General features: G+C 74.0%; 14 protein-coding genes and 1 riboswitch. Of the genes, 4 read left to right on the forward strand and 10 right to left on the reverse strand.

Annotated elements, in window-relative coordinates; all coding sequences use genetic code 11:
- Positions 1–11 precede the first annotated feature (11 nt).
- From ABZ809_RS13280 to ABZ809_RS13295, 4 genes are all read right to left on the reverse strand, one after another.
- Positions 12–1,079 carry a hypothetical protein gene (locus ABZ809_RS13280; RefSeq protein ID WP_357562832.1) on the reverse strand — a complete coding sequence of 356 codons (1,068 nt, stop codon included), beginning with the start codon at positions 1,077–1,079 and terminating at the stop codon, positions 12–14.
- Between the two features lie 12 nt (positions 1,080–1,091).
- A riboswitch (cyclic di-AMP (ydaO/yuaA leader) is annotated at positions 1,092–1,223 on the reverse strand.
- A gap of 155 nt (positions 1,224–1,378) precedes the next feature.
- On the reverse strand, positions 1,379–2,296 hold the full coding sequence (locus ABZ809_RS13285; RefSeq protein ID WP_357562708.1) for a cation diffusion facilitator family transporter: 918 nt from the start codon (positions 2,294–2,296) through the stop codon (positions 1,379–1,381).
- Between the two features lie 79 nt (positions 2,297–2,375).
- A complete protein-coding gene (locus tag ABZ809_RS13290; protein ID WP_357562709.1) occupies positions 2,376–4,493 on the reverse strand; it encodes an AAA family ATPase in 2,118 nt (705 codons plus the stop codon).
- 147 nt (positions 4,494–4,640) lie between these two features.
- Positions 4,641–5,576 (reverse strand): alpha/beta hydrolase, encoded by a 936-nt coding sequence (locus ABZ809_RS13295; protein ID WP_357562710.1) that lies wholly within the window; start codon positions 5,574–5,576, stop codon positions 4,641–4,643.
- Between the two features lie 151 nt (positions 5,577–5,727).
- Between ABZ809_RS13295 and ABZ809_RS13300 the strand changes: the two genes are divergently transcribed.
- Positions 5,728–6,315: a carbonic anhydrase gene (locus tag ABZ809_RS13300; protein WP_357562711.1), complete on the forward strand. Its 588-nt coding sequence runs from the start codon at positions 5,728–5,730 to the stop codon at positions 6,313–6,315.
- A gap of 73 nt (positions 6,316–6,388) precedes the next feature.
- Here the strand turns inward: ABZ809_RS13300 and ABZ809_RS13305 are convergent, their stop codons facing one another.
- Entirely contained in the window at positions 6,389–6,718 is a 330-nt protein-coding gene (locus ABZ809_RS13305; protein WP_357562712.1) for a hypothetical protein, read from the reverse strand.
- Between the two features lie 307 nt (positions 6,719–7,025).
- Between ABZ809_RS13305 and ABZ809_RS13310 the strand changes: the two genes are divergently transcribed.
- Both ABZ809_RS13310 and ABZ809_RS13315 read left to right on the forward strand, forming a co-directional pair.
- The gene (locus ABZ809_RS13310) at positions 7,026–7,517 is read left to right on the forward strand and encodes a DUF3145 domain-containing protein (RefSeq protein ID WP_357562713.1); all 492 of its coding nucleotides are present in this window, start codon (positions 7,026–7,028) and stop codon (positions 7,515–7,517) included.
- Between the two features lie 69 nt (positions 7,518–7,586).
- Positions 7,587–9,311: a glycoside hydrolase family 3 N-terminal domain-containing protein gene (locus ABZ809_RS13315; RefSeq protein WP_357562714.1), complete on the forward strand. Its 1,725-nt coding sequence runs from the start codon at positions 7,587–7,589 to the stop codon at positions 9,309–9,311.
- 6 nt (positions 9,312–9,317) lie between these two features.
- Here the strand turns inward: ABZ809_RS13315 and ABZ809_RS13320 are convergent, their stop codons facing one another.
- The gene (locus ABZ809_RS13320; RefSeq protein WP_357562715.1) at positions 9,318–9,968 is read right to left on the reverse strand and encodes a lipoprotein; all 651 of its coding nucleotides are present in this window, start codon (positions 9,966–9,968) and stop codon (positions 9,318–9,320) included.
- Positions 9,969–10,041: 73 nt separating this feature from the next.
- Positions 10,042–10,947 carry a MerR family transcriptional regulator gene (locus tag ABZ809_RS13325; protein ID WP_357562716.1) on the reverse strand — a complete coding sequence of 302 codons (906 nt, stop codon included), beginning with the start codon at positions 10,945–10,947 and terminating at the stop codon, positions 10,042–10,044.
- 87 nt (positions 10,948–11,034) lie between these two features.
- Between ABZ809_RS13325 and ABZ809_RS13330 the strand changes: the two genes are divergently transcribed.
- Positions 11,035–11,253: a hypothetical protein gene (locus ABZ809_RS13330; protein ID WP_357562717.1), complete on the forward strand. Its 219-nt coding sequence runs from the start codon at positions 11,035–11,037 to the stop codon at positions 11,251–11,253.
- A 118-nt stretch (positions 11,254–11,371) separates the two neighbouring features.
- Here ABZ809_RS13330 and fabF read toward each other — a convergent pair whose 3' ends face one another.
- From fabF to ABZ809_RS13345, 3 genes are all read right to left on the reverse strand, one after another.
- Positions 11,372–12,598, reverse strand: coding sequence for a beta-ketoacyl-ACP synthase II (fabF, locus tag ABZ809_RS13335; RefSeq protein WP_357562718.1), 1,227 nt, complete (start codon positions 12,596–12,598; stop codon positions 11,372–11,374).
- Between the two features lie 2 nt (positions 12,599–12,600).
- The gene (locus ABZ809_RS13340; protein ID WP_013735281.1) at positions 12,601–12,840 is read right to left on the reverse strand and encodes an acyl carrier protein; all 240 of its coding nucleotides are present in this window, start codon (positions 12,838–12,840) and stop codon (positions 12,601–12,603) included.
- Positions 12,841–12,925: 85 nt separating this feature from the next.
- Positions 12,926–13,870, reverse strand: a complete 945-nt coding sequence (locus ABZ809_RS13345) for a beta-ketoacyl-ACP synthase III (protein ID WP_357562833.1) — start codon at positions 13,868–13,870, stop codon at positions 12,926–12,928.
- Positions 13,871–13,900: the final 30 nt, after the last annotated feature.

Below are 13,900 nucleotides of genomic sequence, written 5' to 3' on the forward strand. Positions count from 1 at the left end.
GCCGGAAAGCGTCAGTAGACCGACAGGTGCACGTGGTTGGTGTGGTCGCTGGACGGGTCGCCGTTGGCCCCGCTGTACGACTTCCAGCCGCTGCTGGGCAGCCAGATCTGCCGGTACCAGATCACGTAGAGCACGGCGAGCCGGTCGGCGTTGCGCACGAAGTACGCGGCCAGGTTGTTGCCGTACGTCCGGTCGCCCCCGGTGGCGTCCCCGCCGAAGCCGCCCTTCTGGGCCGCGAAGTCGCAGGCCCGGCCCTTCGGGTGCTCGCCGGAGCCGCCCGAGCGGTAGCAGGAGACGTAGCGGGTGAAGCCCGCCGCCTTGGCCTGGTTGAGCGCGTGCAGGGTGCGCGGGGTGATGCAGCCGTTGGCGGGGGTGGGGTCGTTGACGCTGCACGACTCGGACGGCCAGGAGCCGTCGGGGTTGCGCGGCGCCGCCTTCGCCGTCTTGGTCGAGGTGCCGCCCGGCGAGCCGCCCCCGCCCGCGGCCTGCTGCCGGTTGGCGACCGTCAGCGCCCGCTCGGCCTGTTCCTTGCGCTTGGCCATCACGGTGACCTGCTTGCGCTGCTCCCGGATCTCGCCGTCCAGGGCGAGCTTGGTGCGGGTGGCCTCGTCGCGGGTCCGCTGGAGGTCACGCAGGGCGCGGTCCTCGTTGGCGGCGACCGCGTCGAGGGCGGCGGCCCGGTCCAGGAAGCCGTCCGGCGAGTTGGCGTTGAGCAGGGCGGAGGCGGCGCCGAGCCGGCCGGTGCGGTAGGCGACCCCGGCGATCTCCCCGACCTTCGCGGTGCGGTCGGCCAGCTCGGTCTCGGTCGTCTTGAGCTGGACGGCGAGCTGCTGCTGCCGCTTGGCCGACGTCTCCAGGGCGCGCTTGGCGTCGAGGTAGCCCTTGCTGGCGGCCTCCAACTGGGCCCGCAGAGCGGGGGTGCCGCCCTCCTCGTCCTGCCCGGGTGCCGCGGCCAGCAGGCCGGTGCGGGCCGCGGCCGCCGCCGGGGCGGCGGTGACCGGGGCCACCGCGGCGCCGAGGGCGAGCGTTGCCGCGATCAGGGCCGCCATCCGGGCGGCACGTCGTCGTACGGGGGCCATCACTGGCATACGTGTTCCTTCCGTCAGCCGCCGACCGGGTTAGCTGACGGGTTCGGGACGGAAGATCCCTACCGCTGACGCGGATGCACCCCACGAACGTGGTTCCCCGGTTCGCCCCGAGGGGCGATTAGGCGGCGGCCACCGCCGGCACCGGTGGGGTGCCGCCTGGCGGAGGCCGAAGCCGAGCCTACCGGTGCCCGTGTGGTCGATGTAGCGCACGTGACTCAGCGTGCGCCCATCGAATACGGCCAAACCCGGCAGAAGGCAACAATACTACCGCAGATTTAAGGTTCTGCTCATTACCACTCGACCGCCCCGCAGGCCCCGGTGGCGGCTCCCGGCTCGATCTGCAACGTGGCGTGGTCGATCTGGAAGTCCTCGTGCAGGGCCGCACGGGCGGCGCCCAGCACCGCGCCGACCTCCGCGCCGGGCGCCATGGTCAGGTGCGCCGAGGCCACCTCCATGCCGGAGGTCAGCGTCCAGACGTGCAGGTCGTGCACCTCGGCGACGCCGGGCACGGCGGCCAGCCGGTCGTGCACGGCGGTGACCTGGAGGTGCTCCGGTGCGGCCTGCACCAGGATGCGCAGCGCGGCCCGCCCCAGCCGCCAGGTGCGCGGCAGGATGAACAGCCCGATCGCGACCGCCACCACCGGGTCGGCCCACCACCAGTCGGTGACGGTGATCAGCAGGGCCGCCCCGATCACGCCGAGTGAGCCCAGGAGGTCGCCCAGCACCTCCAGGTACGCGCCGTGGACGTTGATGCTCTCCTTCGCCCCGGAACGCAGCAGCGCGAAGGCGCCGATGTTGGCGAGCAGGCCGAGCACGGCGACGACCAGCATCGGGCCGGCCAGCACCTCGGGCGGGTCGCCGAAGCGCCGCACCGCCTCGATCACGACGTAGACCGCGACGCCGGAGAGCAGCACGGCGTTGGCCAGCGCCGCCAGCACCTCCAGCCGGTAGAGGCCGAAGGTGCGCTGCGGGTCCGCCCCCGCCCGCCGGGTGGCGGTGATCGCCGCGAGCGCCATGCCGATGCCGAGCACGTCGGTGAACATGTGCCCGGCGTCGCTCAGCAGGGCCAGTGAGCCGGTGCGGAAGGCGGCCACCGCCTCCACCACCATCAGGCCGGCGAGCAGCCCGAACGCCGCCCAGAGCCGGCCCTGGTGGCGGTGCGCGGCGTTCGCCACCGAGCCGTGATGGTGGTCATGACCTGCGCCCACGCGACCACCTTCCGTCAGGCGTCCGGATCCGCGTTCAATGTATGTTCACATCGCTATGTGTGCAAGTGAGTGTCGGGCGTCAGTCGGTCGGATCGACGGTGGTCAGCCGCTGGGTCGCCCGGGAGAGCGCGACGTAGAGCGTGCGTACCCCCGAACCCGGATCGGACCGGATCTCGCCCGGGGCGACGAGGACGACGCCGTCGTACTCCATGCCCTTGGCCTCCAGGCTGGTCACCACCTGCAGGCGCGGCGCGGCGAGCGCGCCCAGCCAGCCGGCCACCTCGTCGCGGCGCGGCACCGGCGTGATCACGCCGACGGTGCCCTCGACCTCGGCGAGCAGCGCGGTGGCCGCCGTCACGACGGCGGGCCGGAGCTCGGCCCTCGGCACCGCCAGCTCTACCGGGTCGACGCCGGTGGAGCGCACCGCCCTGGGCAGCGGGAGATCCGGGTGCAGCCGGCGGATCTCGGCCGCCGCCACGGCGAAGATCTCCGCCGAGTTGCGGTAGTTCGTGGTGAGGGTGAAGTGGTGCCGCTTGCGCCGGCCCAACGCCTGGTCCCGGGCCCGCTCCAACTCCTCCGGATCGCCCGTCCAGGCCGTCTGCGCCGGGTCGCCCACCACGGTCCACGAGGCCAGCCGGCCGCGCCGGCCGATCATGCGCCACTGCATCGGCGAGACGTCCTGGGACTCGTCGACCACCACGTGCGCGTACTCCCGGTAGTCCTCCGGACGCTCCCGGGCCGCCTCCCGGGCGGCGCGCTGCCGGTCAGCGAAGGTGCTCAGCTCGCGGACCCCGCCGGCCAGGCGGAACGGGTCCCGCTTCGCCCGGGCCGGCCGCATCGGCTTGCCGAGCAACGCGTCCAGCTCGTCGAGCAGCGCGATGTCGGCGATCGTCAGCCCGGCGTGCTCCAGGCTCCGGTACGCGTCGGCCAGCAGCCGGATCTCGGCCCGGGAGAGAATCCCGGCGGCGTACCGGTGCAGCCGGTCCGGGCGGGCCAGCCAGCCCAGCACGTGCCGGGGGTGCAGCCGGGGCCACCACGCCTTCAGGAACTCCCGGAACTCCGGCCGCTCGGCGATCTCGTCCTCGAACGCGCGCTGCTCCGGCAGCCCGCCGATGCCCAGCCGGCGGGCCTGCGCCCAGAGCGCCGCGAACACCCCGTCGAAGCCGGCCCGGCGCACCTCGTTGCGCCGCGCGCCCCGGGGCATCGCCCGGTCCCGGATGCCGTCCAGCTCGCGGCGCTCCAGGCGCAGCAGCGTCCCCCGGTAGAGCAGGCGCAGCTCGGTCGGGCCGCCCGGCACCGCGTCCCGGGCCGCCCGCTCCAGCACCCGCCGCATCCGCAGCGAGCCCTTGACCGCCGCCACGGCCGGCGGATCGGTGCGGGTGGCGGCCATGCCGGGGAAGAGGGTGCCCAGCGAGTGCAGCGTGGCGGTGTCCTCGCCGAGCGAGGGCAGCACCGAGGCGATGTACTCGACGAAGACCGACGACGGGCCGACCACCAGGATGCCGCCGCCGGCGAACCGGCTGCGATCGGAATAGAGCAGGTACGCGGCCCGGTGCAGCGCCACGGCAGTCTTGCCGGTGCCCGGGCCGCCGGACACCAGCGTCACGCCCGAGCCGGGGGAGCGGATCGCCTCGTCCTGCTCGCGCTGGATGGTGGCGACGATGTCCCGCATGCCCCGGCCGGTGGCCTTTGACAGCGTGGCGAGCAGCGCGCCGTCGCCGACCACCGCCATGTCGCCGGGGGCGGCGACGGGATCGAGCAGGTCGTCCTCGATCCGGGTGACCCGCTCGCCCGAGGACTGGATCGTGCGCCGGCGCACCACGCCCAGCGGTTGCGCCGGGGTGGCCTGGTAGAAGGCGGCGGCGGCCGGGGCCCGCCAGTCGACCACCAGCGTGGCCGCGTCCTCGTCCCGGATGCCGAGCCGCCCGACGTGCAGCACCTGCCGGTCGTGCAGGTCCAGCCGGCCGAAGACCAGCCCTTCGTGCTCGGCGTCCAGCCGGTGCCGCTGCCGCGCGGCGTGGAACACCATCGCGTCCCGCTCGACCAACGCCCCGAAGTTGCCCACCCGGGCGAGCCGGTAGCCCTCCTTCTCGGCGCGGACCGCCGAGCGGCGCAGCTCGGCCAGCCGGGCGTACACCCGGTCGAGATGCCGCTGCTCGACGGCCATCTCCCGCTCCAGGGTGGTCTGGTCGGTCACCGCTCGTTCCTCCTGACGTCGGCGGCGGGCGGGCGCGAACCGCGCGTACCGCGCCAGGCCAACCGCAAGAGGGTACGGCCCGCGCGCAACGGGCAGCGCCACCGGTACGGGAAAGGAACGGGCGTCACATGCCTGCGGAACGCCGCCTCAGCCGGGCCGGGCGTCGCCGGGCACGCCGGACCCGGCGGCGGCGAGCGCCCGGCGGAGCACGCCCGCCACGGCCGCGTTGACCTCGTCGGGGCGCTCCATCATGAGCATGTGCCCGGCCCCCGGGCAGACGGTCAGCTCGGTCGCGGGCAGCGCGGCGGCGATCGACTCGGCGCACGGCGGCGGGGTGAGCCGGTCCCGGTCGCCGACCAGCGCGGCCGCCGGCAGGTGGGTGAGCCCGGTGAGGGTCTCCAGCCGGTGCTGCGACCCGATGGAGGCGCGGAACCCGCCGATCGAGCGCAGCGAGGCACGGGCCACCGCCGAGGTGACCAGCCGGATGTCGTGCGGGTCGCAGCCGTCGCCGAAGAGCATCCAGCGGATGCTCGGGCGCAGCGCGCGCAGCAGCGCCCGGGGCGGGCACCAGGACCCGCACCGGGCCAGCACCCCGGCCCCGGTGGTCTCGGCGAGCCGGATCAACCGGGCGATCCGGGGCGACAGGCCGTAGACGGTGTGCGTGTGGCCCTCGGCCGTCGTGGCGACGAAGACCAGCCCGGCCGTCCGGGCGGCGAAGTGCCCGGGGTGCCGGTGCGCGTACTCCATGATCGTCATGCCGCCCATCGAGTGGCCGACGAGGACCACCCGGCCGGCCGGGGCCACCTCGTCGAGCACCGCGGCGAGGTCGTCGCCGAGCTGGGCCAGGGTGGCGGTGGGCAGCGCCATGCAGCTCGACCGGCCGTGCCCGCGCGCGTCGTAGGCCACCACCCGCACCGCGTCGCCGAACCGGTCCCGCAGGTCGGCGAGCTGGCGGTGCCAGGCCCGCGCGTCCAGCGTCCAGCCGTGCAGCAGCACGACGGTGACCTCGGCGTCGGCCGGCCCGGTGGTCTCGACGTGCAGGCGTACGCCGTCGGGGAGACGTACCTCGACGTGCTCCGGCATCGCCACCTCCCCAGGGCCGGACGGAACCCGTGACACCGGGGAAACCCGGCGGTGACACACCGGCTACCCGCCATGAGACCACGGCAACCGTGTCGGTGAGAAGATTCGTAACCCGCTCCGGGCGCGCGGCGGGCCGGCCAAGCTGGGAGGCATGGGGTCGCCCCGGACCGCGCTGGCCGAGCTGCTCTCCGGCAACCGCCGCTTCGTCAGCGGCCAGCCGGTGCACGGCCACGACGTCACCGCCGCCGCCGCGGCCTCCGGCGACCAGCAGCCGTACGCGGTGCTCCTCGGCTGCATCGACTCGCGGGTGCCGCTGGAAGCGATCTTCGACCAGACCTTCGGCGCGATCTGCGTGATCCGTACCGGTGGGCACGTGCTCGACCGGGCGGTGCTCGGCTCCATCGAGTACGTGGTCGGCGAGCTGGGCGTGACGCTGGTGATGGTGCTCGGGCACGAGCGGTGCGGCGCGGTCGCCTCCACCGTGGACGTGCTGCGCGGCGGACGGTCGCCGGGCGGCGCGCTGGCCCACCTGGTCGACCAGATCGCCCCGGCGGTGACCGAGGTGGGCGTCGACGACCCCCGGGTGCTGCCGATGGCGATCCGGCGGCACGCGCTCCGTACGGTGGCCGCCCTGCGGGCCGACGACCTGTTCGCCGCCCCGGTGGCGGCCGGCCGGCTGGCGGTGGTCGGCGCCCTCTACGACCTCACCACCGGCGAGGTCACCCTGCTCGAGGAGTAAGAAGGGCGCCGGGACGCGGAACCGCCCGCCGGGATGGTCCCGACGGGCGGTTCGGTGTCGCGTGGGGGAGGGCTCAGCCCTCGAAGACGCCGGCCTCGACGAGGCGCTTCTCGGTGGCGTCCCAGCCGTCACCCGGGTGGGTGCTGTTCAGGGTGTTCAGCTCGGCCCGGATCTTCGCGGCGTGGCCGGCGGCGGCCAGCACCCGGATCTCCTCGACGAAGGCCTCGGAGTCGGTGCGCAGGTGCGCGGTCTTGCCGTTGGTCAGGTTCCGCACGTAGGCGTGCTTGCCGCCGTTGAGCGGGATGAGGTACTTGAACTCGCCCAGCACGCTGAGGGCGCCACCCTGGCCAGCCTGGCCGGCCCGGACTGACGCGCGCGCGGTCTTAGAGGTGTTGCTCGCCACGGAGGTACTCCTTGCAAGACGGACGGGAGGACGGAACGTCCGGGGGCTGTGCGGGCGACCCCTGATCTGGGGAGGCCCGCGAAGATGTGCGCGGCACAGGCCGCCGATGGAACTGTACACGACCACGATCCCTGGCTGGTCATCGCGTCGTGAGGGGTCAACGGGGTCACCCGTCCGACTATTCCGACCCGCGAATTCTCCGATTCCCTGGCGCACCATCCGTCACACCAGTCATCATGTGTTCCAGCAACCACTCGGGTGGTCGAGGTCGTAGGGGAAGACGCACCTCGCTCTCCGGGAGGTCACCGTGCCAACGCGTGGCGTCGTATACGTCCACTCGACCCCGCTCGCCGTGTGCTCACACGTCGAGTGGGCGATCGCGCGCGTCCTCGCCGCGCCGGTCAACCTGCAGTGGACGGCCCAGCCCGTCGATCCCGGCGCCCGCCGGGCCGAATGCGGGTGGACCGGCCGTCCAGGAACGGGCGCCGAGCTGGCTGCTGCCCTCCGGCAGTGGCCCATGATCCGTTTCGAGGTCACGGAGGAGCCCAGCCCCGGTGCCGACGGCGAGCGGTTCATGTACGTGCCCGGCCGTGGCCTGTTCCGGGCGACCGTCGGGGCGGCCGGCGACATCCAGCTCGGCGAGGACCGGCTGCGCGGCATCATGGCGGGCGTCCGGGCGCCGGAGGCCCTCGCGCACGCCCTCGACAAGGCGCTCGGCACCGCGTGGGACGCCGAGCTGGAGCCCTACCGGTACGCCGGCGACGGCGCCCCGGTGACCCTGCTCACCCGCGTCGGCTGACCCCGACCCGGGACGGCGGAACGATCCGGCTGGAGGCCAAGTTGCCCCGATAAGGGGTGAACTGGTGGGATGGGCCGCGTGTCGACTACCCCGCGACGTGCCGGCGTCGCGCTCGCCGTTCTGACCGCCCTGCTCGTCTCCGGATGCTCCGGGCCGATGGACCGCCGACCCGACCCCGCGCCGACCAGCCCCGCCGTCGCGGCCACCCCGACACCGGACGCGAGCGACCCCGCCGCCCGCGCCGCCGCTCTCGTCGGCACGCTGGCCGACGAGGATCTCGTCGGCCAGGTGCTGATGCCGTACGCCTACGGCGACGCGGCCACCAGGGTCACGCCCGGCTCGGCCGCCGGCAACCGGGCGCTGGCCGGGGTGGACACCCCCGCCCAGATGGTCGAGAAGTACCGGCTCGGCGGCCTGATCCTGGTCGGCTTCAGCGCCGACGACCCCACCAAGGGCAACCAGGAGACGACGAACGTCGACAACCCGAAGCAGGTCCGCGCGTTGACCGACGGCCTGCGCGGGGCGGCCGGGCGACTGCCGGCCGGTCAGGCGCCGTTCCTGATCGGCACCGACCAGGAGTACGGCGTGGTCACCCGGATCACCGACGGGGTGACGCTGCTGCCCAGCGCCCTCGCCGCCGGTGCGGCCGGAAAGCCCGGGCTGACCGAGGCGGCCTGGCGGGTGGCCGGCGCCGAGCTCGCCGCGATGGGCATCAACCTCGACTTCGCCCCCGTCGCCGACGTGCTCGCCACCCGCAGCACCGTGATCGGCTCCCGGTCGTACGGGGCGGATCCGAAGGCGACGGCGGGGCAGGTCGCGGGCGCGGTCCGCGGGTTGCAGGCGGCGGGCGTGGCGGCCACCGTCAAGCACTTCCCGGGGCACGGGCACAGCGCGGCCGACTCGCACGAGGGCCTGCCGGTGCTCGGCCAGCCCCGCAGGACGCTGGAGACCGGCGCCTGGCCGCCCTTCTCCGCCGGCATCGACGCCGGCGCGATGGCCGTGATGTCCGCTCACCTGGACGCGCGGTCGGTGGACCCGGGCACCGCGGCGACCTTCTCGCACAAGCTGCTGACCGGGGTGCTCCGTGGCCAGCTCGGCTTCCAGGGCGTGGTGATCACCGACGGGATGAACATGCCCCCGGCGAAGCGCTGGTCGCCGGGGGAGGCGGCGGTGCGCGCCCTGAAGGCCGGCAACGACCTGATCCTGATGCCCCCGAACGTCGGCCAGGCGTACGACGGGCTGCTCGCCGCGCTGCGCGACGGGTCGCTGCCCCGGACCCGGCTCGTCGAGGCGGCGACCCGGGTGCTGACGATGAAGTTAAAGCTGGCCGACCGTCCCACGCCCGAGCTGTCCACGCTCGGCGCGCCGGCGCACCGCAAGGCGGTCGAGGAGCTGGCCGCGGCGGCGGTGACGATGCTGCGGGGCGCCTGCGGCAAGGGCGTAAAGGGCCCGGTGACCGTCACCTCCTCCGGCGGGCGGGACCACACCCGGGCGGCCCTGACCGAGGCGCTCACCGCCGCCGGGGTGAAGGTGGTGCCCGCCGGCGGCACGGTGGTGCACCTGGTCGGCTACGGCGACGGCACCGGCGACCTGCGCGCCGACGCCGCCGTCACGGTCGCCATGGACACGCCGTACGTGCTGGCGAAGGCGAAGTCGCCGACCCTGCTGGCGACCTACTCGTCCAGCCGGGCGTCGATGACCGCCCTCGCCGGGGTGCTGGCGGGCAAGGCGCGCCCGGGCGGCCGGTCACCGGTGCCGGTGACCGGGCTGCCCGCCACCACCTGCGGGGCCTGAGGCCCGTCAGTCGCGGTTGATCCGGGCGGACTGCTTCACCAACTGGTACGCCGGCAGCAGTTCCTCCGTGTCCGGGGTGTCCAGGCTCAGCACGATCGGACCGTACAGGGAGGAGACGGCGATGGCCCGGTCGTGGACCGTGCCGCCCGCCTCCTTCAGGTAGCTCGCCTCCACCGCGTCCAGGGTGCCGGCCTTCAGCCGCCGGTACTCCGCGTCTGCCGCCTTCGGCGAGTAGGCGTCGAGGAAGTGCTTCAGGTGCGCCTCGGCGCCGCCCGCGACCCCGTCGACCCGCCACACGCGGAGGAACCCGATGGCGCCGGTCGGCCGGGCGTCGAGCTCGCACACCATGAGGGCCTTGCCCACGCGGGGCTCGCCGAACTTCGCCGAGGTCTTGACCGCCTTGACCTTCCAGTCGGGCGGTACCGAGAAGGTGACCGGCAGCTCGCAGGGCGTTCCCTTCTTGCCCACGGTGGTTCCGGCCGGGGCGGGTGGCACCTCGTCGTGCCAGGGCGGGCCGGGGGTGACCGGCGAGGCGGTGGGACTCGGCGGGGCCGACGGCGAGCCACCGGCCGACGGCGCTTCCTTGCCGTCGGCGCAGCCGCCGGTCAGTCCGACGACGAGAGCCGCGAGCAGGGCGACGTGGGTACGACGTTTCATGGTGTCCATTCCCCGTGTGACGATGAGCCGGCTCATCAAAGCGGTCCGGCCCGCCCCCGTCAATTCGGTCGGGTCACCAGGCCGTGCGCAGCGCGGCGATCAGCCACTCCACGGCGGGCACCGCGGGCGGAAAGGGGGGCCGTCGGTTGAGCACGCCGATCAGCTGCCAGTACCGTTCCACCCGCCGGTCCGTGAACGCGGCCATCCCGTCGGCTAGTGCGAGCCGCTCGTCCCGGGACAGCCCCGGGTCCACCATCTCGTCGAGCACCGCCCGCGCCCGCTCCGAGTCCGGCGGGATGCCGGCGACGAGCGCGGCGCGCGCCGACTCCAGCGAATGCATCGGTGCCGGGGGTGCCGGCGCGGTGCCCGCCGCGCCGGCCTCCGCCATCGCGCGGACCCGCCGACGGAAGGCCGGGTCGGCGACCAGCCCGGCCAGCTCGACCCAGGCGTCCACCTCCTCGTCGGTGGGCTCGTCGGACAGGTCGGCAGGGAGCGTCCGCATGGCGCGGGCCAGCCCGTCGCCGCCGGGGCCGGGCTCCACGCCGTCGAAGACCTCGGCGACGAAGTCGTCGATGATCCGCTGCCGCTCCTGTGCGGAGAGGCGGGCCAGGTCGTTCATCAGTCTCAACTCCTCTGTCGTACTGCCACGTCGGGCGACCGACCGCAGCACCGCCCGGCGCAGCCGTAGGGTGCGGATCTCCGCGTCGAGGGCACGGCTGTGCGCGTGGGCCACCTCCCGCACGCTGGTCCGCCGCTCCAGAATCCGGCGGACGTCGTCCAGGCCGATCCCCAGGTCCCGCAGGCTCCGGACGAGGTCCAGCCGGGCCACGGCCGCCGCGTCGTAGAGCCGGTAACCGCCGGTGGAGCGGGCGGTGGGCGGAAGCAGGTCGAGGTCGGACCAGAAACGGATCGTCCGGACGGGGAGGCCGGTCCGGCGGGCGAGTTGCCCGATGGTGAACAGGTCGGTGGGGTCGTCCACGTCGAAGAGCTTCCTGTCTCCAGCCGGTGGAGAGTCAAGCAGAAAACCGGGTCGCGTTCGTCCGCCCCGCCTGGCACCCTCGCGCCCATGGGGACAGCTGAGGGTTTCGCGTACGTCGAACGGTCGGACGGCACCGTGGTGATCACCCACCACGGCCGGGTGGCGGCCACACTGCGCGGCGGCCGGGCGGCGGAGTTCCTCGCCGAGGTGGACGACGACCCGCAGCTCGCGATGGCCCGGTGGACCGGCAACTACCGCCGGGGCAACGAGCGGACCGCCCGCCAGCACCCCCGCAACCGGGGCTGAGCGACGCCGGAGGGCCCCGCGCTCGCATCGAGCGCGGGGCCCTCTCGGCCGTACGTCACGTCGTGGCGGATCCCGGGCGTCGGCCGCGTTCCGGCCCACCCCCGCTCAGGCGGGGATCTCAGACCCGGGTGAAGACGAGCGCCACGTTGTGCCCGCCAAAGCCGAACGAGTTGTTCAGTGCGGCGGGGATGTCCATGTGGCGTACCTCGTTGGCGGCCACGTCCAGCGTCAGCCCGTCGTCCGGGTCGTCGAGGTTGATGGTCGGCGGGACGACACTGTCGCGGATCGCCAGGATGGTGGCGATCGACTCCAGCGCCCCCGCCGCGCCCAGCAGGTGACCGGACATCGACTTGGTCGAGGTCAGCACCGGGTGGTCGCCCAGCGCCGCCCGCAACGCGCTGATCTCCGCGAGGTCGCCGACGGGAGTCGAGGTGGCATGCGCGTTGACGTGCACGATGTCCAGTTTGGCGACGCCCGCGTCCGCGATCGCCTTCGAGATCGCCCGGATCGCGCCCTCGCCCTCCGGATGCGGCTGGACGATGTCGTACCCGTCGGAGGTGAGGCCGGCACCGGCCAGCCGGGCGTATACCCGGGCGCCCCGGGCGGCGGCGTGGTCCGCCCGCTCCAGCACCACGATGCCCGCGCCCTCACCGAGCACGAAGCCGTCGCGGCTCTTGTCCCACGGACGGGAGGCCAGCTCCGGCTCGTCGTTGCGGGTCGACATCGCCCGCATCGAACTGAAGCCGGCGATCGGCAGCTGGTGGATGACCGCCTCGGTGCCGCCGGCCACCACCACGTCGGCCCGGCCGGCGCGGATCATGTCCAGGCCGAGCGCGATCGACTCGGCGCCGGTCGCGCAGGCGCTGGCCACGGAGTGCACTCCCGCCTTCGCGCCCAGCTCCAACCCCACCCAGGCGGCCGGGCCGTTGGGCATCAGCATCGGGATGGTGTGCGGGGAGACCCGCCGCGGGCCGGACGCCTCCAGGATGTCGTCCTGGGCGAGCAGCGTCAGCGCGCCGCCGATGCCGGAGCCGACGCTCACCCCCAGCCGCTCCGGGTCCAGCCCGGAGTCGGCCAGGCCGGAGTCGGCCCAGGCCTGCTGCGCCGCGATGATCGCGATCGCCTCGGAACGGTCGAGCCGGCGCAGCTTGACCCGGTCGAGCAGGCCGGCCGGCTCGACCGCGAGCTGGGCGGCGATCCGGACCGGCAGTTGCTCGGCCCACTCCTGGGTGAGCGGACTCACCCCGGAGCGGCCGGCGAGCATGGCGTCCCAGGTCGACGCGACGTCCCCGCCCAGCGGGGTGGTCGCGCCGAGCCCGGTGACGACGACGTCGGTGTGAGCCATGATCAGGACTGCGCCTCGATGTAGCTGACGGCGTCGCCAACGGTCTTCAGGTTCTGCACCTCGTTGTCCGGGATCTTCACGCCGAACTTCTCCTCGGCCGCCACCACGACCTCCACCATGGAGAGCGAGTCGACGTCCAGGTCGTCGGTGAAGGACTTCCCCTCGGCCACGTCGTCCGGGCTCACCCCGGCAACCTCTTCGAGGATCTCGGCGAGGCCGGCGGTGATCTCGTCACGGGTCATTGCGGTGTGCTTCCTCTCATCGGTGGATCACTCGACGGCCGACGACGCCGGCCGTCACTCCCCGGCGCAGTACGCCGGAGGGGGTTCAGGGGCAGCGGACGACCTGACCGGCGTAGGTCAGGCCGCCGCCGAAGCCGAAGAGCAGCACCGGGGCGCCGGAGGGCACCTCCCGCCGCTCGACCAGCTTGGACAGGGCCAGCGGCACGCTCGCCGCCGACGTGTTGCCGGACTCGACGATGTCCTTGGCGATGATCGCGTTCGGGATGCCGAGCCGCTTGGCGATGCCGTCGATGATCCGGGCGTTGGCCTGGTGCGGCACGAAGGCGGCCAGCTCCGACGGGTCCACCCCGGCGCGCTCGCACGCCTGCCGGGCCAGCGGCGCCAACTCCGTGGTGGCCCAGCGGAAGACCGACTGCCCCTCCTGCTGGATGTAGGGGCGCCAGCCCTCGATGCGTACCGCGTCGCCCCGCTCCGGCACCGAGCCCCAGACCACCGGGCCGATGCCGGCGGGCTCGTCGTCGGCGACGGCCGACACCACCGCGGCGCCGGCGCCGTCGGCGAAGATGATGCAGGTGGAGCGGTCCGTCCAGTCGATGATGTCGGACAGCTTCTCGGCGCCGATGACGAGGGCGTTGCGCGAGGCGCCGGCCCGGATGGCGTGGTCGACCGTGCCCAGCGCGTAGGCGAAGCCGGAGCACGCCGTGTTCAGGTCGTACGCACCGGGCGCGGTGATGCCCAGCTTGGCGGCGACCCGGCAGGCCACGTTCGGGCTGCGGTCGGCGGAGCTGCAGGTCGCCACCACGACCAGGTCGATGTCGGCGGCGGTGAGGCCGGAGTTGGCCAGCGCCTTGCCGGCGGCGGCGGTGGCCATGTCGGCGACCGACTCACCGTCGGCGATCCGCCGGGTGACGATGCCGACCCGGTCCCGGATCCACTCGTCGTTGGTCTCGACCAGTTGGGCGATGTCGTCGTTGGTGACCACCCGGGAGGGCTGGTAGTGCCCGAGCGCGACGATCCGGCTGCCGGCCATCAGTGCTTTCCTCTCGTTCGCGACTGCGGG

This window comes from Micromonospora sp. NPDC047074, from assembly GCF_040643815.1.
Taxonomy (GTDB): Bacteria; Actinomycetota; Actinomycetes; order Mycobacteriales; family Micromonosporaceae; genus Micromonospora.

Excerpts from the sequence above, each read along its gene's own strand:
- ABZ809_RS13340 (WP_013735281.1), bottom strand. The coding sequence starts at position 12,840 with ATGACCCGTGACGAGATCACCGCCGGCCTCGCCGAGATCCTCGAAGAG.
- ABZ809_RS13315 (WP_357562714.1), top strand. The coding sequence starts at position 7,587 with ATGGGCCGCGTGTCGACTACCCCGCGACGTGCCGGCGTCGCGCTCGCC.
- ABZ809_RS13295 (WP_357562710.1), bottom strand. The coding sequence starts at position 5,576 with ATGCCGGAGCACGTCGAGGTACGTCTCCCCGACGGCGTACGCCTGCAC.
- fabF (WP_357562718.1), bottom strand. The coding sequence starts at position 12,598 with ATGGCTCACACCGACGTCGTCGTCACCGGGCTCGGCGCGACCACCCCG.
- ABZ809_RS13320 (WP_357562715.1), bottom strand. The coding sequence starts at position 9,968 with ATGAAACGTCGTACCCACGTCGCCCTGCTCGCGGCTCTCGTCGTCGGA.
- ABZ809_RS13300 (WP_357562711.1), top strand. The coding sequence starts at position 5,728 with ATGGGGTCGCCCCGGACCGCGCTGGCCGAGCTGCTCTCCGGCAACCGC.
- ABZ809_RS13345 (WP_357562833.1), bottom strand. The coding sequence starts at position 13,870 with ATGGCCGGCAGCCGGATCGTCGCGCTCGGGCACTACCAGCCCTCCCGG.
- ABZ809_RS13330 (WP_357562717.1), top strand. The coding sequence starts at position 11,035 with ATGGGGACAGCTGAGGGTTTCGCGTACGTCGAACGGTCGGACGGCACC.
- ABZ809_RS13280 (WP_357562832.1), bottom strand. The coding sequence starts at position 1,079 with ATGGCCCCCGTACGACGACGTGCCGCCCGGATGGCGGCCCTGATCGCG.